This is a genomic window from Alcanivorax sp., from assembly GCF_051117345.1.
Taxonomy (GTDB): Bacteria; Pseudomonadota; Gammaproteobacteria; order Pseudomonadales; family Alcanivoracaceae; genus Alcanivorax.
Window position 1 is genome coordinate 22,455 of sequence record NZ_JBNPEC010000058.1, and the last position, 21,418, is coordinate 43,872.

The window sequence follows — 21,418 nt, forward strand, 5'->3', positions numbered from 1 at the left end:
ACCCATAGTATCTGCGAGTCCTCTCATGTCCCGAATGGTCCGAGAAAATGCCGTCAGTGGTCTGCGCGAGCGGATCTACTTTGCTCAGGCCCTGCTACGTCAGCTCACCCGCGAACAGGCGGGTGCGGTGCCTGCGGTACGCCTGTCCCTGCGTGGTGCGGTGGTATTTCATCTCTATTCGGCCCTGGTCGGTCTGGCTCGGCAGTCTGCCAGCACTTATCAGGTGGCCGGTGCCGACCATTTATTCAGCCTGGCAGCCCTGGTTCAGGCATTTCGTGATTCCGAAGTGGAAGCCCCGGAAATGGCCATCCTCGGCCAGGCGCTGGCCGACCGGGCAGACCTGATCGCCTGGCTGGACGGCGAAATGCAGAACGCCATGGGCGCCGCCGGCCTGGCCCGCCGCCCAGCCCCACCCAGCGACGCCAACGCTCTCAACCTGATGGCGGAAGACCGCTACGCCCCCCTGGCGGAAGGCGACATTGAGCGCCTGAGCAATGCCATCCAGCGGGTCAGCGAGCTGGTGGAGCATTGTGTGGGGTATCTGGAAGAGTGGTGAGGGCAGTTAACAGTTAATAGTGAACAGTTAACAGCTACGCGAATCGCGATTGTCTTTGCTTTAAACGCACGAGGCCGCGCTCATCCTTTGGGCGCGGCCTCGTGCGTGTGAAATCAAACCTTGCTCAGCACGCGAGCTATTAACTGTTCACTATTAACTATTCCCTGCTTTTTGGCCCCTTCAGCATCCCCCTTTCCGTTATCCTCCCTATCACGGTAAACACACTGTTACCCATTACGGTGTGATCAACAAAATAACCAAACCGAGGTTCACCATGAAAGTTCGCCTGCTGCTGTCCGGCCTGGCTCTGGCCTGTGCCATTCCTGTTCTCCACGCCCAGATGCCGGAAGAGAAAGGGCTGGAAATTGCCCGTGAAGCGGATCGTCGCGGGGCAGGGTTTGGTGACTTCCAGGCGGATATGCGCATGGTGCTGATCACCCAGCGCGGTGATACCTCGGAGCGGGAGCTGCGGGTCAGTACCCTGGAAGGAACGGGCGAGGAGGGTGACAAGAGTCTGACCATTTTCGATACCCCCCGCGATGTGCGTGGCACTGCCTTGCTCACCTACAGTCACAAGACCGGTGATGATGATCAGTGGCTGTATCTTCCTGCCCTGCGCCGGGTGAAGACCATCGCCTCGCGCAACAAGTCCGGGCCCTTCATGGGCAGCGAATTCAGCTTTGAGGACATGCGTGGCCAGGAAGTGGAGAAGTACACCTACAAATACCTGCGCGACGAACCCTGTGGCGAGCTGACCTGCTTTGTCATGGAGCGGTATCCCACCGATGAGAATTCCGGCTACATCAAGCAGGTCGTCTGGGTCGACCAGCAGGAATACCGTACCTGGAAGGTGGACTACTACGACCGAAAGGAATCCCGCCTGAAAACCCTTGCCACGAGCGACTTCGCCCAGTACCAGGACAAGTTCTGGCAGCCCGCCAAGATGGCCATGGTTAATCACCAGACCGGTAAGGCTACTGACCTGTTCTGGAGCAATTACCGCTACGACACCGGTCTGAGCGAATCGGACTTCAACAAAAACAGCCTGAAACGGGCCCGTTGATTATGCTGTTGCGACAAACCCTGGTGGCACTGCTGATGCTGCCCAGCCTGGCCGCTGGCTGGGAATTTCGTGGCGAAACCGGCCTGGAAGGGCGTTATTTCACCCAGGCTTCTCCTTACGAGGCGGCGGACTATTCCACCAATGGCTCCCTGTATCTGAAAGGCGAGGTCTTCCACGAGTGGAACAATCGGGACGACCAGTTCATCTTTATTCCCTATGCGCGGGTTGACGAAAACGATAGCGAGCGCACCCATGCAGATATCCGCGAGCTGTCCTGGATTCACGTGGGTAGCGGCTGGGAATCCCGGGTGGGGATTCGCAAGGTATTCTGGGGCGTTACCGAAGGGCGCCACTTGGTGGATATCATCAACCAGACCGATCTGGTGGATCAGGTGGATGGCGAAGAAAAGCTCGGCCAGCCCATGCTGAACCTGTCTACCGTCCGTGACTGGGGTATCGTCGACCTGTTCGTGCTGCCGGGCTTTCGTGAGCGTACCTACGCCGGGGAAGAGGGTAGACCGCGTACACCGTTGCCGGTGTCCGACGATGCTCGTTACGAATCCGGCGCCGAAGACAAGCGCGTGGATGTGGCGTTCCGCTACCAGCAGTATTTCAACAATGGCCTGGAACTGGCCCTGTCGCATTTCTCCGGCACCAGCCGCGAGCCATTGTTGCTCCCGGAAGCCCTCAGCCCCCAGCAGCTGCAAAGCCTGCTGCTCACCGGCAGCCTGCCCGCCGGCAGTGATCCGGAGCTGGTGCCGCTGTATAACGTGATTGACCAGACCGGGATGGAGCTGCAGTACTTGAAAAACGGCTGGCTGTGGAAGCTGGAAGCCATTACCCGTTCCGGGCAGGGAGACCGCTTTACCGCGCTGGATGGCGGCTTCGAATATACCCAGGTGGGCGTTTTCGACAGTGCCGCGGACCTGGGCTGGCTGCTCGAATACCTGTGGGAAGACCGGGATGAATCGCTGGCGTCGCCTTTCCAGGACGACGTACTGTTGGCCACCCGGTTCACCTTCAACGATGTGGCGTCTACGGAGATTCTCGCCGGTGTGATCTACGATCTGGAGAATGACGAGAAGGCGATCAACCTGGAATCCAGCCGCCGCTTCGGCAATAACCTCAAGGCCAGCCTGGAAGCCCGCTTTTATACCGATACCGCAAAACCTCTTTCGGCTTCGGAGTTGTACCTGTCAGGTTTGCAGGGCAGGGCGGTCAATCCGGGCCTGAGCCCGGTCAGCCGCTCGGATTTCATTCAGGCGGAAGTGGTGTATTACTTCTAAGCTTTCCGTAGGAGCGTCGCTCGCGGCGCGATTTGCTGGGCTGGGTCAAAAGCGATTTCACCACAGAGGGCACAGGGGCACTGAGTGAAAACAGGATTGCTCGGTGGGCTTTGTGCTATGTATGAAATCCAGGCAGCTCGGATCATTTCGCTTTCCTCGTCTGGCGGACACTGCGCGTTTTTACCCTGCTCAGTTGAAGACAAGCTTGGCCATCCGCTTTTCGACGATGCCGACCTCATCAGCGCAGAGGTTCACTGAGGCACAGAGCTGTCTTTTTCTCAGTGAACTCTGTGGCCTCTGTGGTGAAATCGCTTTTCCGCCTACAGCGACATATTCCAAAGCAGCCCTTGACCGCCTTTACACCCAAACGTATGTTTGAAACGTATGTTTTGAACACAGGGCAGGGCGAATGGCACAGGCGGGCACGGTAGACCGGATTCTGGATACCGCAGAGGTATTGTTTGCCCAGAAGGGCTTTGCGGAGACCAGTCTGCGTGCCATTACCAGCAAGGCCGGGGTGAACCTGGCCGCGGTGAATTACCATTTTGGTTCCAAGGAAGCGCTGATACAGGCGGTATTCGAGCGCTTCCTGACACCGTTCAGTGCGGCGCTCGGTGCCAAGTTGGATGAAATGGAAGCGACCGGCACCCCGGACACGCCGGAAAATGTGCTCGGCATCGTGTTTCGCCTGGCCCTGGGTACTCACCCGGAAGACCCCCAGCGCGCGGCCATCTTCTTTCGTCTCTCCGGGCAGGCCTACAGTCAGCCTCAGGGGCATTTGCGTGACTATCTGCACAAACACTACGGCGCTGTCTTTAAACGCCTGCAGGAGCACTTGCAGCGGGCGGTGCCGAGCGTGCCGCCCATGGAGCTGTTCTGGCGGGTTCAGTTCAGTCTGGGCGCCGTAATCTTTACCCTGTCCGGCATGCAGTCCCTGCAGGCTATGAGCAAGGCCGATTTCGACCTGGATGTGAGCGCCGCGGATATCACCCGCCGGCTGCTGCCGTTTCTGGTCGGCGGCATCCAGGCCGACGTGCCGGAGTAATATGCCTTCCCGTAGGAGCGTCGCTGGCGGCGCGATCAAAAGCCATTTACCAACAGAGACCACCGAACAACAAGAGAAAAACCGATTCTTTTCCTCAGTGGTCTCTGTGCCCTCTGTTGTGAAACCAGTCTTCTAACGCCGTTGATCGCGCCGCCAGCGATGCTCCTACGGATTGTTTTGTGCCGTAATTACCTGGTCAGTGCGGTTCGCGGCTGCAACCGGCCGCGTAGGGTGGTTCAATATGCAGGCTTTATTGCCTGAAAAGGATGGTATGGAACTGATCATCAACCTCTCTGAACAATGGCTGGAACTGCGTGGTGAGCGCACCGAGCGGTTTCCGGTGTCTACCGCCCGCAACGGCGACGGTCAGGCCATGGGCAGCGAGGCTACGCCGCTGGGGCGGCATCTGGTGCGGGCCCGCTTCGGTGACGGTCTGCCAGAAGGTGCGGTGTTCAGCGGGCGCAAATTCGCCGGCGAAATCTGCGATACGGCCAAGGCCCGTGAGCATCCGCAGCGGGACTGGGTACTCACCCGCATTCTCTGGCTGGGGGGCATGGAACCCGGTCACAATCTGGGTGGTGACGTGGATAGTTTTCGACGCTTTATTTATATTCACGGCACACCGGACAGTGAGCCCATGGGCATGCCTGCCTCCCATGGCTGCATACGCATGCGCAATGCGGATATGATTCGCGTCTTTGATCAGGTGCCAGTGGGCGCCGCTGTCACCATTACCGAATAACCAGGATTGCCATGCCATCCGTTTCCCCCCTGCTGATGCTCGATCTGGAAGGCCTCCAGGTCAGCGATGTGGAGAAAGACCTGCTCAGCCACCCGGGTACCGGTGGGCTGATTCTCTTTACCCGTAACTATCAGGACCGGCAGCAGCTGGCTGAGCTGGTTCGCCAGATTCGTGCGGTGCGGCCAGAGATACTGATCGCCGTGGACCAGGAAGGAGGACGCGTACAGCGTTTCCGTGACGGTTTCGTGCGCCTGCCGCCCATGGCCGCCCTGGGGCGTCGCTACGACCAGGCCCCGCAGCTAGCCATGGCGGAAGCCTCCCTGCTCGGTGAGCTGATGGCCTCTGAGCTGACGGAGCTGGATATCGATCTCAGCTTCGCGCCGGTGCTGGATCTGGACTACGGCACCAGCACGGTAATCGGTGACCGCAGCTTCCATGGTGATGCAGATGCCATGATCGCCCTGGCCGGTGCCTTTATCGACGGCATGAGCGCCGCCGGCATGGCCGCCACCGGCAAGCACTTTCCCGGCCATGGCCACGTGGTAGCGGACTCACACCTGGAGTTGCCGGTGGACCCGCGCCCGCTGGCCGAGATCGAAGCGGCGGACCTGCGCCCCTTTGTGGCGCTGGCACAGAAGCTGGATGGCATCATGCCTGCCCACGTGATCTATAGTGCCGTGGAAAACCAGACCGCGGGGTTTTCCCGCTACTGGCTGCAGACTCGCTTGCGCGAGCAAATGGGCTTTCGCGGGGTGATTTTCTCTGATGACCTGTCCATGGCCGGGGCCCACGGCGTGGGCGGTTATCCGGAGCGGGCCAGGGCGGCGCTGGATGCCGGGTGCGACATGGTGCTGGCTTGCAATAACCGGCCAGGGGCAGAACAGGTGCTGGATTTCCTCGCCGCGACGCCTTTCAGCGGCCAGGTACCGGCCAGCGGCCTGCGTGCCCGCCCACGCCGCCCCATGGAAATCACCAAACGACACGCTGCCACGGAGCTGGCGGCGGCATTGACTGAACCTCGCTAAGGACTCACATGAACTGGGATTGGAACCAACTGCTGCAATGGCCGAACGTGGAGACCCCCACGGATATCTGGCTGACTCAATTGTTCATCATCGTACTGTGTACGGTGTCGGTGAATTTTATCCTGATGCGCGTCATCGACGTGCTCGACCGGTTGATCAACAAGACTGAAACCCTGTGGGACGATGCGCTGCTGGAAGCGGCGCGGATTCCTGTGCGCCTGGTGTTCTGGGTCATTGGTTTGTCGATTTCTGTGGAGCTGCTGCAGGCAGTGACCGAGCAAGCCAATGAACTGTTCGAGCTGGCTCCCAAAGTCCGTCAGATCGCCTTCATCATCATCATCGCCATGTTCCTCAACCGGTTTATCTCCTACACGCAGAAAAACCTGATCGACCCTTCGCGCATGCGTAAACCCATGGACCAGTCCACTGCGGCAGCGATAGCCAAACTGCTGCGGGTGTCGGTGATCATCACTTCCTTGCTGATCATCCTGCAGACCCTGGGCTACAGCGTGTCGGGGGTGCTGGCTTTCGGCGGTATCGGTGGCATGGCGGTGGCTTTTGCCGCCAAGGATCTGCTTGCCAACTTCTTCGGCGGCATGATGGTCTACCTGGACAAGCCGTTCCGCATCGGCGACTGGGTGCGCTCACCGGACCGTTCTATCGAGGGTACCGTGGAGCATATCGGCTGGCGGCTGACCTGTATTCGCACCTTCGACCAGCGCCCGTTGTATATCCCCAATGCCATGTTCACTACTGTGGTGCTGGAAAACCCGTCACGCATGTTTAACCGTCGTATCAACGAGAAGATCGGTATCCGCTATGACGACTGGCAGAAAATGCCGGGCATTGTGGCGGAAGTGAAGCAGATGCTGATCGACCACGAGGAGCTGGAAACCGACAGCCGTACCCTGATCGTCAACTTCGACAGCTATGGCGCCTCGCACCTGGAGTTCTTCATCTACACCTTCACCAAGACCACCCAGTGGGTGCGTTACCATGAGATCAAGCAGGATGTGCTGATGAAGATCATGGCCATCGTCAACGAGCACGGGGCGGAGTTTGCCTTCCCCACGCGTACCCTGCATCTTGTCAGCCACAACGACGATCATCCCGCCACGGGCCTGGAAAACGACAACACTGAGGACGCACAGCATGTCCATCGCTGAGGAGCTGCAACAGGAACTGATGCGGGTGCGCCGTGAGGCCATCGAGCTGCATTCCGCTGACCAGGTTCAGGAAGCTATCGCCAAGCTGGCCTTCGCGGTCACCGACGCCTACTCCGGCAAGGTGCCGGTGATGCTGACCATCATGAACGGCGGCATGATCTTCGCTGCCGAGCTGGTCAAGCGCCTGGATATTCCACTGGAAATGGATTACCTGCACGCCAGCCGTTATCTGGGCGAAACCAGCGGGGGGGATGTGGAGTGGATCGTCACCCCCAATGCCTCCCTCGCCGGGCGGGATGTGCTGATTGTTGATGACATTCTGGATGTGGGTACCACCTTGCTGTCCATCATTGACGCCTGCAAGGCTCAGGGTGCCGCTTCGGTGAAGACCTGTGTGCTGGTGGACAAGCAGCATGACCGCAAGGCAAAGCCGGGCCTGAAAGCCGACTTCACGGCCCTGGACGCGGCGGATTATTATCTTTTTGGCATGGGCATGGACTACAAGGGTTTCTGGCGTAATGCGCCGGGGATCTACGCGGTAAAGGAACACTGAGTATGTTGGCGTTTATTGGCGGCACCGGTCTTACGCGCATGGATAATCTGCGCATCATCCGCAGACATGTGATTTCCACCCGCTTCGGCGATCCGTCCGCTGCGGTGGTGGAAGGGGAGCTGGATGGCCAGAACGTGTTGTTCCTGGCCCGCCATGGCGACCCCCATGTACTGCTGCCCCATCAGGTGAACTACCGGGCCAATCTGGTGGCCCTGAAAGAGGCGGGTGCCACCGCCATTGTGGCGGTCAACGCGGTGGGCGGCATTACTGCCCAGGCCCCCACCGGCGCCCTGGTGTTGCCCGACCAGATTATCGACTACACCTGGGGCCGGGAGATGACCCTGTTCGACGACCCGGCGGAGCCCCTGGTGCACGTGGATTTCAGCTGGCCGTTCGATAGCGCCCTGCGCAATGGCCTGAAGGAAACACTGGCTGAGTCGGAGCTGAAATGGAACGACGGCGGCTGCTATGCAGCCACTCAGGGGCCACGACTGGAAACCGCCGCAGAAATTACACGGCTGGAGCGTGATGGCTGCGACATCGTCGGCATGACCGGCATGCCTGAAGCGGTGCTTGCCCGGGAGCTCGGGCTGCCTTATGCCATGCTGTCGCTGGTGGTTAACCCGGCGGCGGGCAAGTCCAGCCATGAGATCACCATGGCGGAAATCGAGGCGGTCATTCACGACGGCATGGCCAATGTGTGCCGGGTGCTGGCGGATTTTGCCGGCGGCTACACAGCCTGATTATAACAGCCGCTGGCTGACAGCGGCTCTCGGAAGGAGCCTCGCACAGTGACCCTGTTGATCCTCTTCGCTGCCGTTTCCATCGGCTTTTCTTTTCTCTGCTCGATTCTGGAAGCGGCGTTATTGTCAATCACGCCGAGCTTTATCGCTGGCCTGCGGGAAAAGCGGCCCAAGCTTTACGAAACGCTGCGCTCCTACAAGGACGATATCGACAAGCCCCTGTCCGCTATCCTCACCCTCAATACGGTAGCCCATACCGTAGGCGCCACCGGCGTGGGGGCACAGGTGGCGGTGGTGTTTGGCGAGGCCTGGCTGGGGGCAGCATCCGCGGTGATGACCCTGGCCATTCTGGTGTTGTCGGAAATTATCCCCAAGACCATCGGTGCCAAATACTGGCGTGCCCTGGCGCCCATTTTGCCGCCGATTCTGCAGTTTATTATGATCGCCCTGATGCCCTTTGTATGGCTGTCAAAGCTGATTACCAGTCGCATTGGCGGTGGTGAGCACGATGTGGAAGTGCGTGCAGAAATCCGCGCGCTGGCCGACATGGGCAAGGATCAGGATGCCCTGGATGACAACGAATTCCAGGTGATCCAGAACATCCTGCGGCTGCACGACATCAAGGTCGGCACCATCATGACCCCGCGCACCGTATGCCGGACGGTGACCCCGGAGATGACCGTGGCCCAGTTCCTGGAAAAAGAGAAAGACCAGCCTTTTTCCCGCTTCCCGGTGATGACGGAGAAAGGCGAGGGCAAAGGCTATATCCACAAATCCGACTTGCTGGACACCAGCCCGGACCAGACCATGAATGTGCTTGCCCACGAGGTGACGCTGGTCCATACGGATATGAGCATCGACAAGCTGTTCCACGCCATGCTGGCCCAGCGCCAGCATATGGCAGTGGTCTATGATGAACACGGTACCTGGGTCGGGCTGATTACCCTGGAAGATATTCTGGAAAGTATTCTCGGCCGTGAGATCATGGACGAAACCGATCACGTGGCAGACCTGCGACTCTATGCCCGCCAGCGTTGGAGCCGGCGGTTGAAAAAGCAGGAAAAGCCGCAATAGGAAGCAGTATCAGCCGATTCAGGAGAGGCAACCATGACCGAGATCTACAAGGACAACAGCGAAACCATTGGCAAGACGCCGCTGGTGCGAATCAACCGCATCAGCCAGGGCAAGATTCTCGCCAAGCTGGAATCACGCAACCCGGCAGGCAGCGTAAAGTGCCGTATCGGTTCCTCCATGATCTGGGATGCGGAAAAGAGCGGAAAATTGAAACCCGGCATGACCCTGGTGGAACCCACCAGCGGCAATACCGGTATCGCCCTGGCCTACGTGGCGGCAGCGCGGGGGTATGACCTGACACTGACCATGCCCGATACCATGAGCCTGGAGCGCCGGAAAATCCTCAAGGCCCTGGGCGCCAAGCTGGTGCTGACCCCCGGCGCCAAAGGCATGCCCGGTGCCATCGCCAAAGCCGAGGAACTGGTCAACGACAATCCGGACACGTTCCTGATGCTGCAGCAGTTCAACAACCCGGCCAACCCGGAGATCCACGAGAAAACCACTGGCCCGGAAATCTGGGACGCCACCGGCGGTGATATCGATGTGCTGGTCAGCGGCGTGGGCACCGGTGGCACCATTACCGGGGTGTCCCGCTACATCAAGAACCAGAAGGGCAAGGCGATCACCTCCATCGCCGTGGAACCGGATTCTTCCACCATGATCACCGCAGCCCTGAAAGGGGAAGAACCCACCCACGGGCCTCATAAAATTCAGGGGATTGGTGCCGGCTTCGTGCCCAAGAACCTGGACCTGGCGGTGGTGGACCGCTGTGAGCAGGTGAGCAACGAAGACGCCATGGAATGGGCCCACAAGCTGATGCAGGAAGAGGGCATTCTAGCCGGCATCTCCTGCGGGGCAGCCATGTGCGTGGCGGACCGCATCAGCCAGCTGCCGGAATTCCAGGGCAAGACCATTGTGGTGGTGCTGCCGGACTCTGGCGAACGCTACCTTACCTCGCCGTTGTTTGCGGATATGTTCAGTGATCAGGAGCTGAATCAGTAGGGCCGCATCAAGCCGCATGCGTCAGGCAACAACGCGGCTTTGGCTGCCTGAGCCGCGTACAAGCTATAGCCGGGTCAGGCCGCCAAGGCAGAGATGCCTGGCGTGCCTTGTGGCTTGTGGTCGTCCCTCGGGTTGCTGTTGTTGGTAGACGCTATGCTTGGCCACTGCCAACCCTTCGCCATGCAAGCATAGCTCCTACAATGGATCTGACGTTTCTGCATAGCCGTGGCGGCCCATCCCCGCTATCCTTGCGGCCGGTAACCGGAGGGCCCCATGGCAGTCAGTACAGAAGTGGATATCGTCGTTATCGGCGCCGGCGCGGCCGGACTGATGTGTGCCGCCACGGCTGCGTATCAGGGTCATCGGGTGCAGGTGCTGGACCACGCCAACAAGGCGGGCAAGAAGATCCTCATGTCCGGCGGTGGTCGGTGCAACTTCACCAATCTGAATACCACCCCGGAACATTTCGTTTCCGCCAACCCGCATTTCTGCAAATCCGCCCTCAAGCGTTACAGCCCCTGGCACTTCGTGGAGCTGGTGGAGCGCCATGGTATCGAGCATGTGGAAAAGGCGCCGGGACAACTGTTCTGCGCAGAATCCTCCAAGGATATTCTCGGCATCCTGCTCACCGAGTGTGACTGGGCCGGTGCGGACATTTCCCTGAAGACGGAGATTCGCCGGGTGGAGCGGGTGGGGCAGGGCTTTGTGCTCTCTACGTCCGCTGGCGTCATCCGTTGCGCCAAACTGGTGGTGGCCTGCGGGGGGCTGTCGATTCCCACCATGGGGGCCACCGGCTTCGGCTATCAGCTTGCCGAGCAGTTCGGGCTCAGTGTGCTACCTACCCGTGCCGGGCTGGTACCGTTCACATTGCAGCCGGATGACAAGACCTGGCTGTCCGCCTTGTCAGGCATCAGCACCGAGGTGGTGGCGGAGGCCGGCGGTGCCCACTTTGCCGAGCCCATGCTGATCACCCACCGGGGCCTGTCCGGCCCGGCCATGTTGCAGGTCTCCAGCTTCTGGACACCGGGCCAGCCGGTGACTGTGGACTGGCTACCCGGTGTTGCCGACCCGTTCGCCGATCTGGTCGCCGAGCGCAATCAGCATCCCAACCGCGGCATGGAACGATGGCTGCGCCAGTACTTCTCGCAACGCCTGGCCGGGGCTTTGGTAGAGCGGTTCGGCTGGCAGGGTAACTTGCAGCAGTTCAGCAACGAACGCCTGAGTGGTCTGGCAGCCACCCTCAAGGGCTGGCAATTCAAACCCTCGGGCACGGAAGGCTACCGCACCGCGGAAGTTACCCTGGGCGGCGTCGACACCGACGCCATCTCCTCCAAGACCTTTGAAGTGAACAGCGTGCCTGGCTTGCACTTCATTGGTGAGGTTCTCGATGTCACCGGTCAGCTCGGTGGCTTCAACTTCCAGTGGGCCTGGGCCAGCGGCTGGTGCACGGGGTTGGCGTTGTAGTGTTTGTCAGCCCGGTTAGAGGCATGGCCTCACCACAGAGGACTGCGGATAAACAGTATTTCGCGGTGAACTCCGTGGGTAAGTCATCCTGAGGTAAGCCTGTAGCCCACCAGTCCATTCCCTGACACAATGATCTCCAACACCTCGGGCAAAACAAGGATGCACGATGAATCTCGAGAAGGTGGTTTTTGGCTTTTTCATTCTGCTTGCGCTAACGCTTAACTTCGGTTTTTTCTACGGCGAGATTGATAACCCGCAACACCATGATGTTTACGAGCTGTTTGCGGCCCTGGTAGTGAGCCTGATCGCCACTGTGCTCAAATTTGGTGAACGCACGCAGATTGGTGCTGTGTTGCTGGCTTCCTCCCTGGTGGCAGATCTGCAGTTGATAGTGGCAGCCATCGTCTGGGCGGTAGCGGTGCACGTGCTTGAAGTCGGGCTCACGCCGGCGGTGATGGCGTCCATTGTGTCCCTGTCCGGTGGCGCGCTGTTGGCCAACCTGGTATCCGCCGTGCTGTTGACGGTGGAAACCATCACCCTGCAGCGATAACTGTCATGCCCTCAGTCGTTCCCATGATCCTGCGGCGCATGCGTGTGCCGCTGGTGGTGTTGATTGTGGCGTACAGCATCGCCACGGTGGGTTTCACTCTGATCCCGGGCGTGGATGATCAGGGTAATCCCTGGCGAATGAGCTTCTTCGAAGCCTTCTACGTGGTCAGCTATACCGGCAGCACCATCGGCTTTGGCGAAGTGCCCTACGATTTTTCCGGCGGCCAGCGCATGTGGACCATGGTCAGCATTTATCTGACCGTGTTCTCTTGGCTGTATTCCGTGGGCATCATCATTTCCCTGCTGCAGGACAAGAGTTTTCGTCATGAACTGAGCCGGGTGCAGTTGCAGCGCAGCCTGCGTCGGTTTCGTGAACCCTTCTATGTGATCTGCGGTTATGGCGATACGGGCAAGTTGTTGACCCGCTCTTTGCTCAGCCGTGGCATGCGGGTGGTCATTGTGGACAAGGACCCGGAAGCCATTGATTCACTGCGTATCAAGGACCAGGGACTGTATGTGCCGGGTTTTACCCTGGATGCGGAAATTCCCGGGAATCTGGTCAAGGCCGGGCTCAAGCATCCGTTATGTCGCGGTGTGCTGGCAGTGACCAACAATAATCACACCAATCTGAAAATTGCCACCACGGTGAAGTTGCTCAACAAGCATAGCAAGGTGTTCTGCCGTGCGGGCAGCGAAGAAAACGCCAACAACATGCTGTCCTTTGGCACCGACCTGGTGGTCAATCCCTACCAGGATTTTGCCCGGCGGCTGTTGCTGGGTATTCGCCAGCCGGATACCCACCGGGTGTACGATTGGCTTACCTCTCTGCCCGACGCTGCCTTGCCTGAGAGGCCCATGCCTCCCCAGGGCCGCTGGATCCTGTGTGGTTTTGGTCCCTTCGGTCGCGCCGTCTACGAAGCGCTCAGCAAGGAGGCCGGTATTGAACTGGTGGTGGTCACCCCACATCCACATCAGCCGGATGTGCCTGCGGGCAGTGTGGAAGGCAAAGGCACCGAGGCGGTGACCCTGCGTGAAGCGGGCATCGACAAGGCCGTCGCCCTGGTGGTGGCAACGCCGGACGACGCCGATAACCTGTCAGTGATGATGACCGCTCGCGAGCTGAACAGCAGTATCTACATGGTGGCACTGCAAAACCGCCTGCATAACCGTCTGTTGTTCCAGGCAGTCAATCCGGAATTGCCGGTGCAGACCAGTTTTCTGGTGGCCAGTCGTTTTCTTTCGGTTCTCAATGCGCCTCTGCTGAAAGAGTTTCTGCGGGAAGCGGAACAGCAGGGCAATGAGTGGAATGAGCAACTGCTGGAGCGTATGGCCGGTATCACGACCACGATCACCCCGGAAAGCTGGCATGTGCAGATTGGCGATGAAGAGACCCCCGCAGTGACCCTGGCTCTGCGTCTGGGCGAGCCGGTTACCCTGGGCAATCTGTGTCGTAGCCCCCGTCATCGGCTAACGTGTCTGGATGCCATTCCCCTGATGCTGCGCCGCAATGGCCGCAATACTCTCCTGCCCGATGAAAAGGAAAAGCTGGAGCCCGGTGACCGGTTGCTGTTTTGCGGCACCGACAAGGCCAATAATCAGATGCAATGGAGCCTGCGCCACCTCAACGCCTTGCGTTACGTGCAGACGGGGCATCAGCGACCAGATGGTCTGGTCTGGCGCTGGCTGGCCAAACGCCGGGCAGCACCGGCGGACGTGCGGGAATAGTCGCCGGTCGTCGTTTGCCTGCTTGCCGTGGTTCCCCGCACTTCCTATGATCGTTGCTGCTGACTATGGGCGAGACTGAGTGGAAGACGACAACAATAACGATGCGCTGATCGGTAAAATCTACGAAACTGCGCTGTCCCCCGGCGACTGGGTCGAGTTGCTGGATACCATTGCCGGCTGGACCGATAACCGGCCGCAGGCCGGCCACGCTGGCACGGCTCTGAAACCTCGACATCCCTCAAATGATGTGGATCAACTGATCGCCCACCTGGAACGAGCGGTGCGCAGCAGTGCCTACATGCATGCCCTGGAAGATCGCACCCAGGTGCTTAATGCCATGTATAACCAGATGCCCTGGCCCATGCTGATGCTGGATGACAGCATGCAGGTACTGGAATGCAATCCGGTGGCCAGACAGGTGCTGGCGGATGGCCCGGTGCAGCTGTGCGAAGATGGTACTTTGTTGTTTGCCGACCGGGAGCTGAAACAGGCCTTGGATCGCATCAACCGGTTGGCCGAAGGCCGCGAAACCCAGCTCATCAGTTCTCCCCAGGACGGGGTGTCCCTGTTATGTCTGCCGGTGCAGAAATCTGATGCACCGGGCAGCATTGCCCAGCTGCGTACCATCGTCTGGGTGTTGGCTGGGCACAGCGTGGTGACACCATCCCCTGAGATGCTTCGCTCCCTGTTCAATATCAGCCAGGCGGAATCCCGTCTGCTGCACTTGCTGTGCAAGATCGGCAACCTGAGCCAGAGCGCCAAGCTGTTGAATGTCAGTATTCACACGGCCCGAACCCAGCTCAAATCCATTATGGCCAAACTCAATGCCAACAGTCAGGTACAGCTGGTCAGTCACACCATGGGCCATGCCCTGGTGCAGGCGGCAAAACTCCCGCAAATCCAGCAGGATCGGGAATACACCCTGAGCCTGCCGGACCGGCGTGTGCTGAGCTGGTACGAATATGGTGACCCGCACGGCCGCCCGGTACTGACGTTGGATAACCTGGGGGCGGCGCTGCCGGATCACAGCTATTTTGATGACTGGTATCGCGAGAAAGGGCTGCGCATGATCATGATTGTGCGCCCCGGTTATGGCATATCCACCTACAAGGCGGACATGGAGTTCCGGGATTTCGGTCCGGATATTCTGGCGTTATGTGAGCATCTTGAGTTGCATCGTCCGCCCATGGCCGCCTTTTGTGGTGGTGGGCCCTATGCACTGTGTGCGGCAGCCTTGTACCCGGATATCTTCGACCGACTCGGGCTGCTGGCCAGTACTGTTCCCATTGAGCACTTCGAACTGGACAAGCTGGACCCGCTTCACAACATGTTTCTGCGTTTGTTTCGGCGTGACCCCCGCCTGTTCGTGCTGGTAGGGAGATTAGGCATCCGGGGGGTACAGAAGGCGCCAGAGAAGTTCTTCGCCATGATCGCCAAAGGATTGTGCGAACAAGACAAAGCCGTGCTGGCTAACCCGGATCTGCTGCAGCGAACCATCAAATGTATGCGTCGTAGCCACTTTCAGGGGGCGCGCATCATGATTGATGAGTATCTGCGTATGCAGCATCCCTGGCAGGTGGATTTGAGCAAGATCACCATGCCGGTCATGCAGTGGCACGGCGAAGACGACCGGATTATTTCCATCGGTAGCGCTCGTGGCCTGGCGGGGGATTTACCCGGGGTGCGGTTGCGCAGCTTTCCTGGCCTTGGGCGTTTTATGGTCTACCAAGTGTGGAAGGAATTTCTGACCGAGCTGTTGGAACTGTCCTGAGCCGTACATTGCATTGGTTAGTGCGGTTCGCTGCCACGGGTGTTACCGGATTCAGTCCAGGTCGGCAAACTGTTCCCGGAACGCTGTCGGCACCGGCATGACTCCGTGCTTTTGATGATCAAAAAACACAAAACCCTGCTTGGCCAGTACCACCAGCCGTCCGGAAGGTTGTTTGGTGACCCGGAAAATCAGGTCCGCCCCGTACTTGTTGAAATCCATCAGCCCCACCTCGAACTGAAGATCATCCTGGGCGAAACTTTCTGCCTTGTAGGTCGCTACCAGGTCAGTCACCACAATGCTCTGCTTGTCGGTATCGAACTGGTCGAAGCCGATGTGGCAGAAAAACCGGTAACGGGCCTCGGAAAGCAGGGAAATCATCTGGTCGTTGCCCACATGCTTGCCGGTATTCAAGTCTGTCATGCGCACATTGATGGTGTGGGTGTAGAGAAACTGCTCAGGGAGATCAAGTGTCACGCGGGCCATGCTGGTGTCTCAGGCGGTGGCTGGGGGAGAGGAGTGTAACAAGTCTTGGCCGGGATAGTGAAAGGGCATTCTTGAAGAGCAAACAGCGGTGTGGGAAGAACATCCGACAGTCTCGGGAAACTGCGCGGTGCGAGGACGTGGTGCCTTTCTGATATGAAACTCAAAGGAGCAGCAAACCCGTGCTACTCCTTTGTGCTGAGGCGACTAGACGCTGAGGGTAGACTCTACCGACTGACAGTTTCGGCGTGCCAGTGCCAGATTGGATTTCCCCTTGTCCAGCACCAGGTACATGAACAGACCTTCATTTTTAGCCACCGGACGAATGATATGATACTGGGTTCCCAGTGTGATCAGAATATCTTCGATGGTGTCCTTCAGTCCCAGTGATTTCATGGTTTTGAGCTTGGCACGAACCACCTCGGTGTTACCGGCAGCGGCCAATTCAAGATCCAGTCCGCTCCCATCCTGACCCAATACCATGCCACTGTTTGAATCAACAATAGCGGCACACATTGCACCATCGGATTCCAACAGGGTTTTCAGACTCTCAGTAACGTTTCCCATAACTTACTCCTAATATTTTATATATTCCCTACACAGGGGGGGACTAACTGGCTGCTGTCGATGACTCCGATAGAGCTGCACAACACTTTTTGGCGCCCCAGATCAGTTGCCCGAGCTTGGAGGCGTCATTGGCTACGACGGCCAATGCAAGGGGAGGTGAGCTGTTGGGCACTTTCATCACGGCCACAACGCCCTCCTCGGATTCCACGATCATACGGCTGCATTCAGAAATGCCTGCCTCTTTCGCTATCGCCGAGCTGATTGCCGCCAGGGAGCTACCCATTGCGGCCAGCCGGCTGGCTTTTCCCTTATCGTTTTCCAGAGTGGCTATTTCAAAGCCATCACTGCTCAGTAGAACTGCAGAGGTGATACCCGGGGTGGAGTCCTGCAGGATGTGAAGCTGTTTCTGCGCCATTGCCACGGCCGAATCGCTAAGGGGGTTCCTGTCTCTCATACTTGCATCAGTTCCATGTGGTTGGCTTCGATCTGACAGAGTAGGGTTTCAACCAGAAGCAGAACGTCGTCACACTCTCTGACGTCGACAGAAATCACTGGTACAAACAGATGTTTGGCTGCCAGTTTTTCCGTAACCCGGTCGATACGTGTGAAGTCATCGCTGGGGACCCGGCCGATACCAATAACCAGGGGCGTTTCCCCGTTGTTGGAAAAGGCGTTGGTATAAAGATCCAGATGAGCGTCGAGGTCCGGGTGCTCGCCATTCAGCAGGAGAACGACACCTGCAGCATTATTGGCCAGAATCGGCCACATGAACTGAAAACGTTCTTGTCCTGGTGTGCCGTAAAGACGAACGCCGCTGCCGTCAGGCAAGCTGATATAACCGTAATCCAGCCCGGCGGTAGTCATTTCCTTGTTGCACTGTTGCAAATCTGTATTGACGACATCGGTAGATACACAATCTTCATCGCTGAGTTGGGTGATCGCTGTCGTCTTGCCGGCGCCCATTGGGCCAGTGAACAAAATTTTGAATTCGTGACTTATCATTTCTTAGCCTAATCCCAGACGAGTTCTGAGGCCTTTAATCATCCCACCGAGACGATGATTTTCTGAGTTAGCCGGTATGGCGTGCACGGTCGAAGCGCTTCGAGCCTGGCTTATCAGCAGCCCGCTGATTTCGCATGCATTGATAAAGTGGAAAAGCACCTTGTCATCACAGTGTGAAAGCGTTTTCAGCTCGGAAAGCGTCAGCGCACGTCGGGTCATCAGCGCACAGAGGGAAAGCAACGGTCGGGATTTGTTAAGCGCGGCGGCACTGGGCCAGCGACTTAGCCGGAATTGACTGTCTTCCTCCAGCCAGGGCAGTAGAGCACTGGAATGGCTGGCTCCGGTCAACCAGGCGAGCTCGAACAGAGGGCGAGGAACCATGCCCTCGGAAACAGGGTCGCTACTGGGGCTAAGTGGGGAGAATGATACCGGGCCGGCGGACAGCGCATGCAGTAGCGCAGGTCGGGCATAAAATCGGTGGCTACCCGGCTTTACCAGCAACAGCCCTTCCGGGCTTTGGCTGCTGTATAATTCCCCACCGCCCTTGCTATTGATGACGCGGTATAAAGAAGCGCAGAAATCGGCGCTAGGCAGAGAGGTGCCTCTTTCATTACTGGGGGTCCCTGCGTTTCGAGAAACCCGGCGATCATGTGTAGCCGTATTCAATGAGCTATCCAGTGAGCGCACCACATCATCCAGTACATCCAGCAATTGCATGACTCGAAAGGGATGTGGAAGGGTAAACGCGGATTTTGGTTTTTCTTCACAGCTGGGATAGATGACGATATAAGGTTTCTGACTCAGGCTTTCCTGACGGGTTTGCGCCTCTTGCTGGCTGGATACCATCAGCACATCCGCCAATGCTGGTGCTGTATGGCTCCAGTTGACTGAGGACCGGCTATCAATGATTTTCAGCATTGAGAGGCAGGCACGGACCGTGTCTTCTTCCAATCCGACAAATCCAAGGCGCTGTGTTTGCATTTGTGCCATCCGAGGTCCGGTTATACCGGGTGCTGCAATAGTGGCGAAGACTGCTGGTCGCCATCAGTTAGTGAACTGGGTCTCAATTATTATTAGTTTCGAGTTGGCTATCAGGGCAAAGGGATCGCGACAGGCGGAGACTTTGAGGGGATGAATTGATATTTCTATCACGGTCTGTTGACCGTCTTCGTTGGTGGCTTATCGGAGTGATGGAACCGCTGTTTTCTAACGGTTTGATTGATAAGGAAAATATTGTTGTTTGGAAAAATAGATCGCCTGGATGGTGAGTTAACGAAAAAATGTACGCCTTTTCTTACGCATGCGGTCGTCCTGTAAGACATGGCTTACAGGTGTTGAAAGTCCGCCCTCTATGATCTTCAGACGCTAGCCGATTCCGCCATAGCGAACACCAGCCAGGGCGGCCATCTCCCGATCAAAGGTCGCCAGGTCTTCCAGAGTAAATTGATTCAGATGGTGATGGCCGCAGGCGCGGGCCATGACTTGCATCAGTTCTGTGGCGGCATGGAAGAAGTTGGCCAGGCGCTGGGCGGCGTGGTCCACGTCCAGGCGTTTTCGCAATTCCTCGTTCTGGGTGGCGATGCCGGCGGGGCATTGGTTGGTGTTACACATGCGAGCGCCGACGCAGCCAATGGCCTGCATGGCGCTGTTGGACAGGGCGATGCCGTCGGCGCCAAGCGCCATGGCTTTGACGAAATCCATGGGCATGCGCAGGCCGCCGGTGATCATCAGGGTGACGTTGCCGCTGGCGCCTTGGTTATCCAGATAACGGCGGGCGCGGGCCAGGGCGGGGATGGTGGGCACACTGATGTGGTCGCGGAACATGGCGGGCGCAGCGCCAGTGCCGCCGCCTCGGCCATCCAGAATGATGTAGTCGGCGCTGGCATCCAGGGCGAACTGGATGTCCCTTTCGATATGATTGGCGCTCAGTTTGAAGCCCACCGGTATGCCGCCGGACACCTCGCGCACCCGGTCGGCGAAACGTTTGAAATCATCGCTGCTATGTAGCTCTCTGAAGGTGGCCGGGGAGATGGCCGGCTGGCCTTCGGGAATGTGGCGTACCTGGGAAATCTTGCCCACGTTCTTGTTGGCGGGCAGATGGCCGCCGGTACCGGTCTTGGCGCCCTGGCCACCCTTGAAGTGGAACGCCTGCACTTTCTTCAGATGGTCCTCGGTATAACCAAACATGGCGCTGGCCAACTCGTAGAAATAGCGGGAGTTGGCGGCCTGTTCTTCCGGCAGCATACCGCCCTCGCCAGAGCAGATGCCGGTGCCGGCCCTGTCTGCGCCGCGTGCCAGTGATACCTTCGCCTCTTCGGAAAGCGCACCGAAACTCATGTCCGAGACCATCAGGGGAATATCCAGCGTTAGCGGTTTGTCCGCCCTGGGACCGATCACCAGTTCGGTGCCTACGGGCTGGTCATCCAGCAGTGGCTGGGTGGCCATCTGCGCCACCATGATCTGTATGTCATCCCATTTTGGCAGGCAGTCGCGAGGGACGCCCATGGCGGTCATCGGGCCATGGTGGCCGACTTTATCGAGTCCGTTTTCTGCCAGATCGTGGATCAGCGCCACGTTGGGTTCTTCGGCGGTGGCCTTTGGTTGTGGCATGCCGTCCCGCTGGATACTTTCCGGGCCAGGGCCTTCTTCGCCGACTTGATCCTTGCTGAACCGTGCATGGGTCCCGTCGCAATAGGGAAAGTTGGCGCTGTGCTTGCACATGCACAGGTAGCCTTCGTCCTTGTCGGCTTCGAAGCCGAGAGGGGTGATATCGGTACCGGCATGGGAGCCATCGCAGAAGGGTTGGTTGGCGGAACGCCCGCAGCGGCAGAAGTGATAGGTCTCACCGGGTTTGAGTTCGATTTTCCGGGGTTTGATATCGGCGATGACGGGCTTGGACATGGTGGCTCCTGGCTGGCACTGCTGGCTGGGATACGTCGATCATGCCAGTGGTGGCGGGGGAGTCAACGCTTTGCAGAGGACAGCATAGGGAGCGCTCGCCTTCGACTCTTGCTGCCTCATAAAGAGGCTGCAAGAGTCGAAGGGCGGTGTTGCTAGCGGTTCGCTTCGATGTTTCTCACCAGGCGGTGAATTTTATCGCTTCGATCCAGCAGTGCATCGCTGAGTGGGCTCATTACCCCGCGCAGCATGGACAAGGGTTTCCAGCGGGCCGGGGCAATGATGGCGGCGGAGCGGGTGGTCAGGCCGGCAACCAGGGCAGTGGCAATCTCCTCGGGCTGTACCTGCTTTCTCAGTACGGCAGGGAAGGCGCTTTCAATCAGCTCGGAGGCGGTGGCATGGCCACCGAAGGCCAGCTCGGTGATAGGCGTTGCCGTCCAGCCGGGGTAGAGCACACTGGCGCTGGCGCCGGTACCGGCAAGCTCTGCCCGCAAGGCTCTGCCGAGCATTTCCACGGCCGACTTGGAGGCAGCATAGGGCGCATTGACCATGCCGTTGACGAACGAATAGATCGACGAGGTGATGACAATCTGGCCGTGGTTACGCTGAACTTCCGGCAGGGCCGCGCGAAGGGTGCGCCAGACACCGAATAGATCCACGTCGATAATTTTCTCGAACTCGGCCTCATCGCAGCTGGCGATGGTCGC

The 21,418-nt window shown here is 58.5% G+C and carries 22 protein-coding genes; 15 read left to right on the plus strand and 7 right to left on the minus strand.

Going from position 1 to position 21,418, the window contains the following annotated elements:
- Window positions 1-25 precede the first annotated feature (25 nt).
- The 15 genes from ACFE0K_RS03840 (at window position 26) to ACFE0K_RS03910 (ending at window position 15,764) form a co-directional block, all read left to right on the plus strand.
- Window positions 26-556: a hypothetical protein gene (locus ACFE0K_RS03840; RefSeq protein WP_434534803.1), complete on the plus strand. Its 531-nt coding sequence runs from the start codon at window positions 26-28 to the stop codon at window positions 554-556.
- 274 nt (window positions 557-830) lie between these two features.
- Window positions 831-1,619 (plus strand): outer membrane lipoprotein-sorting protein, encoded by a 789-nt coding sequence (locus ACFE0K_RS03845; protein WP_434534804.1) that lies wholly within the window; start codon window positions 831-833, stop codon window positions 1,617-1,619.
- Window positions 1,620-1,621: 2 nt separating this feature from the next.
- On the plus strand, window positions 1,622-2,905 hold the full coding sequence (locus ACFE0K_RS03850; protein WP_434534805.1) for a hypothetical protein: 1,284 nt from the start codon (window positions 1,622-1,624) through the stop codon (window positions 2,903-2,905).
- Between the two features lie 409 nt (window positions 2,906-3,314).
- Window positions 3,315-3,950: a TetR/AcrR family transcriptional regulator gene (locus ACFE0K_RS03855; RefSeq protein ID WP_434534806.1), complete on the plus strand. Its 636-nt coding sequence runs from the start codon at window positions 3,315-3,317 to the stop codon at window positions 3,948-3,950.
- Between the two features lie 241 nt (window positions 3,951-4,191).
- Window positions 4,192-4,692, plus strand: a complete 501-nt coding sequence (locus tag ACFE0K_RS03860) for a L,D-transpeptidase family protein (RefSeq protein ID WP_434534807.1) — start codon at window positions 4,192-4,194, stop codon at window positions 4,690-4,692.
- Window positions 4,693-4,703: 11 nt separating this feature from the next.
- Window positions 4,704-5,717, plus strand: a complete 1,014-nt coding sequence (gene nagZ, locus ACFE0K_RS03865) for a beta-N-acetylhexosaminidase (RefSeq protein ID WP_434534808.1) — start codon at window positions 4,704-4,706, stop codon at window positions 5,715-5,717.
- 8 nt (window positions 5,718-5,725) lie between these two features.
- Entirely contained in the window at window positions 5,726-6,883 is a 1,158-nt protein-coding gene (locus ACFE0K_RS03870) for a mechanosensitive ion channel family protein (RefSeq protein ID WP_434534809.1), read from the plus strand.
- Window positions 6,870-7,436, plus strand: coding sequence for a hypoxanthine-guanine phosphoribosyltransferase (locus tag ACFE0K_RS03875; RefSeq protein ID WP_335627764.1), 567 nt, complete (start codon window positions 6,870-6,872; stop codon window positions 7,434-7,436). The genes ACFE0K_RS03870 and ACFE0K_RS03875 overlap by 14 nt, the downstream gene beginning before the upstream one ends.
- 2 nt (window positions 7,437-7,438) lie before the next feature.
- Window positions 7,439-8,179 carry an S-methyl-5'-thioinosine phosphorylase gene (locus ACFE0K_RS03880; RefSeq protein ID WP_434534810.1) on the plus strand — a complete coding sequence of 247 codons (741 nt, stop codon included), beginning with the start codon at window positions 7,439-7,441 and terminating at the stop codon, window positions 8,177-8,179.
- A 48-nt stretch (window positions 8,180-8,227) separates the two neighbouring features.
- Window positions 8,228-9,253, plus strand: a complete 1,026-nt coding sequence (locus ACFE0K_RS03885) for a CNNM domain-containing protein (protein WP_434534811.1) — start codon at window positions 8,228-8,230, stop codon at window positions 9,251-9,253.
- Between the two features lie 33 nt (window positions 9,254-9,286).
- A complete protein-coding gene (cysK, locus tag ACFE0K_RS03890; protein WP_434534812.1) occupies window positions 9,287-10,255 on the plus strand; it encodes a cysteine synthase A in 969 nt (322 codons plus the stop codon).
- 273 nt (window positions 10,256-10,528) lie between these two features.
- Window positions 10,529-11,719 (plus strand): NAD(P)/FAD-dependent oxidoreductase, encoded by a 1,191-nt coding sequence (locus ACFE0K_RS03895; protein WP_434534813.1) that lies wholly within the window; start codon window positions 10,529-10,531, stop codon window positions 11,717-11,719.
- A gap of 166 nt (window positions 11,720-11,885) precedes the next feature.
- Window positions 11,886-12,269 (plus strand): DUF6394 family protein, encoded by a 384-nt coding sequence (locus tag ACFE0K_RS03900; RefSeq protein ID WP_035247195.1) that lies wholly within the window; start codon window positions 11,886-11,888, stop codon window positions 12,267-12,269.
- A 5-nt stretch (window positions 12,270-12,274) separates the two neighbouring features.
- A complete protein-coding gene (locus ACFE0K_RS03905; RefSeq protein WP_434534814.1) occupies window positions 12,275-13,993 on the plus strand; it encodes a potassium channel family protein in 1,719 nt (572 codons plus the stop codon).
- A 79-nt stretch (window positions 13,994-14,072) separates the two neighbouring features.
- Window positions 14,073-15,764, plus strand: coding sequence for an alpha/beta hydrolase (locus ACFE0K_RS03910; RefSeq protein ID WP_434534815.1), 1,692 nt, complete (start codon window positions 14,073-14,075; stop codon window positions 15,762-15,764).
- A gap of 51 nt (window positions 15,765-15,815) precedes the next feature.
- Here ACFE0K_RS03910 and ACFE0K_RS03915 read toward each other — a convergent pair whose 3' ends face one another.
- The 7 genes from ACFE0K_RS03915 to ACFE0K_RS03945 all read right to left on the minus strand — a co-directional run.
- Window positions 15,816-16,247, minus strand: a complete 432-nt coding sequence (locus ACFE0K_RS03915; protein WP_434534816.1) for a thioesterase family protein — start codon at window positions 16,245-16,247, stop codon at window positions 15,816-15,818.
- Between the two features lie 204 nt (window positions 16,248-16,451).
- Entirely contained in the window at window positions 16,452-16,811 is a 360-nt protein-coding gene (locus tag ACFE0K_RS03920; protein ID WP_434534817.1) for a hypothetical protein, read from the minus strand.
- A 43-nt stretch (window positions 16,812-16,854) separates the two neighbouring features.
- Window positions 16,855-17,226 (minus strand): roadblock/LC7 domain-containing protein, encoded by a 372-nt coding sequence (locus ACFE0K_RS03925; protein WP_434534818.1) that lies wholly within the window; start codon window positions 17,224-17,226, stop codon window positions 16,855-16,857.
- Between the two features lie 35 nt (window positions 17,227-17,261).
- Window positions 17,262-17,813 (minus strand): GTP-binding protein, encoded by a 552-nt coding sequence (locus ACFE0K_RS03930; RefSeq protein ID WP_434534819.1) that lies wholly within the window; start codon window positions 17,811-17,813, stop codon window positions 17,262-17,264.
- A 3-nt stretch (window positions 17,814-17,816) separates the two neighbouring features.
- Complete coding sequence (locus ACFE0K_RS03935; RefSeq protein ID WP_434534820.1) at window positions 17,817-18,803, minus strand: hypothetical protein; 987 nt, start codon at window positions 18,801-18,803, stop codon at window positions 17,817-17,819.
- A gap of 375 nt (window positions 18,804-19,178) precedes the next feature.
- Window positions 19,179-20,714 (minus strand): glutamate synthase-related protein, encoded by a 1,536-nt coding sequence (locus tag ACFE0K_RS03940; RefSeq protein WP_434534821.1) that lies wholly within the window; start codon window positions 20,712-20,714, stop codon window positions 19,179-19,181.
- 152 nt (window positions 20,715-20,866) lie between these two features.
- The coding region (locus ACFE0K_RS03945; RefSeq protein WP_434534822.1) for an SDR family NAD(P)-dependent oxidoreductase at window positions 20,867-21,418 on the minus strand (552 nt) is incomplete at its 5' end.